Raw genomic sequence first — 2204 nt, 5'->3', positions numbered from 1 at the left:
CCCCTTTCACCCCTCGCGCACGTTTTCGATCCCCGTCCCCAGGCCGAGTGATACCTACGCCTCCTCGCGCCATTCACGCTCGGCAGCAGTGTCCTTACGCTGTGATGGGTGACAGGGTGACGACGGCCGACGCGAGCACGGGGGACAGATGGGATTCGGCTTCGGACAGCGGCGGGGCGGTCAACTGCCGGTGGAACTCACGAGCTTCGTGGGCAGGTCGGAGGAACTGGCGCTGCTGCGCGACGCGTTGGGCCGCGCCAGGCTGGTGACCTTGGTCGGCCCCGGCGGCGTCGGCAAGAGCCGTACGGCGCTGCGCGCGGCCGGCGCCTCGGCGGCGCGGTTCGCCGACGGCGTCCGCCTGATCGAGCTGTCGGCCCTGCGCGACCCGGAGTTGGTGCCCGCCACCCTCGCCGGCGTCCTCGAACTGCCGGAGCAGCCCGGCATGAGCCCGCTGGACGCGGTCGTCGAACACCTCCGTGACCGCCGCATCCTGCTGGTCCTCGACACCTGCGAACACCTCGTCGACGCCTGCGCGATGCTCTGCGACATCCTCCTGCGCGAGGCCCCGAGCCTCAGCGTGCTGGCGACCAGCCGTCAGCCTCTGGACGTACCCGGTGAGCACTGCGTCCCCATCACCCCGCTGAGCAGGCAGGACGCGGTCGACCTGTTCGTGCAGCGCGCGGCGGCCGTGAACGGCGGCGTGCTCCTCGACGAGGGCGACCGCGAGCGCACCCTCGCCCTCGTCGACCGCCTCGACGGCATGCCGCTCGCCCTCGAACTCGCCGCCGTACGCCTGCGCGCGGTCCCCCTCGCGGAGCTGGTCGCACGGCTCGACCAGCGCTTCGAGGTGCTGACCGGGGGCCGCCGCACGTCCCTGACGCGCCATCAGACGCTGCGGACGGCCATCGACTGGTCGTACGACCTGTGCACCCCGCACGAACGCCTGCTGTGGGCCCGACTCTCCGTGTTCGCCGGGTCGTTCGAGCTGACCTCGGCCGAACAGGTGTGCGGCGACGGCGAGTTGCCGCCCGGCGAGGTCGTGGAGGCGCTGATCGGCCTGGTGGACAAGTCCGTCGTGCAGCGCATCGGCGAGGACGGCGGGCGCTACCGCCTCCTCGACACGATCCGCGAGTACGGCGCCGGACGCCTCACCGCCGCCGACCAAGAGGCCGTGAAACAACGGCACTTCGCGCACTACGAACGTCTGGTGGGCCGGTTCTGGGACGAGTTCCTCAGCCCCGCGCAGGTCGCCCTGCACCGCGCCGTCCGCGAGAACGTCGCCGACGTCCGGGCCGCCCTGGAGTACGGCTGCGCGGCGGAGGGTCGGGGCGTGGAGGCGCTGTGGCTGGCGGCGCGGCTCGGGCCGTACTGGCGGGCCGCCGGCACCCTCTCCGAGGGGCACCACTGGATCGACAAGGGGCTCGGACTCACCCCGCAGGACTGCCCCGAGCGGGCCTGGGGCCTGCTGATGACCGGCATCTTCGGGGTGTGGGCGGGCGACCTGGAGACCTCCCTCGACCGCTTCCCCCAGGCGTACGACGTGGCCCGCAGGTGCGGCGCGGAGCGGGTGGTCCTCTCCGCCGAGGGATACCTGGGAGCCATGACCGCGTTCGGCGGCGCCGTCGAACAGGGGCTCGCCGAGGTCGAGGTGGCCCGGCGGCGCATCCTCGACTCCGGGGACGGCCTCGCGATCGGCGTCATCCACTACGAAGCCGCCCTGCTGCGGGCCGTGTTCGGGGACACCAAGGGCGCGCTGGAGCTGTGCGAGACGGGTATGTCCTACCTCGAAGGGCGCGGCGAACGGCAGTTGTACGCCTCGACCGTCGCCACGAAGGGGCTCATCCTCCACCTCGCCGGGGAGCACGCCGAGGCCGTCGAGTGCTTCCGCCTCGGCCTCGAAGCCGCCGCCGAGATAGGGGAGATCCTGGTCGCCGCGCTCGCCTGCCTCGGCCTGTCCTGGCACGCCGAGCAGCACCAACGCCCCGTCCGCGCCTGCTGGTTGATGGGGTACGCCGAACACGCCCGGCGCCTCGGCGGCGACCCCGTCACGCTCCTGCCGCGCCTGCTGGAGGAGCAGGAGGCCGTCCAGAAGTCGGTGCGGGCCGCCCTCGGGAGCGAGGCGTTCGAGCGCTGGCGGGAGGTCGGGGCGCGGCTGTCGGGGCGCGAGGTGCTGGAGGCGGTCCGCGCGGACGCCGACGTACCCC

Annotated in this window: 1 protein-coding gene; it reads left to right on the top strand. The window is 73.0% G+C overall.

What is annotated here, in order from left to right; translation table 11 throughout:
- Window positions 1-148 precede the first annotated feature (148 nt).
- On the top strand, window positions 149-2204 hold a 2056-nt coding region (locus AOK24_RS41525; RefSeq protein WP_055725064.1), incomplete at its 3' end, for an ATP-binding protein.

Source organism: Streptomyces niveiscabiei, assembly GCF_001419795.1.
Classification (GTDB): Bacteria; Actinomycetota; Actinomycetes; order Streptomycetales; family Streptomycetaceae; genus Streptomyces; species Streptomyces niveiscabiei.
This window is presented reverse-complemented; position numbering and strand designations above follow the sequence as displayed.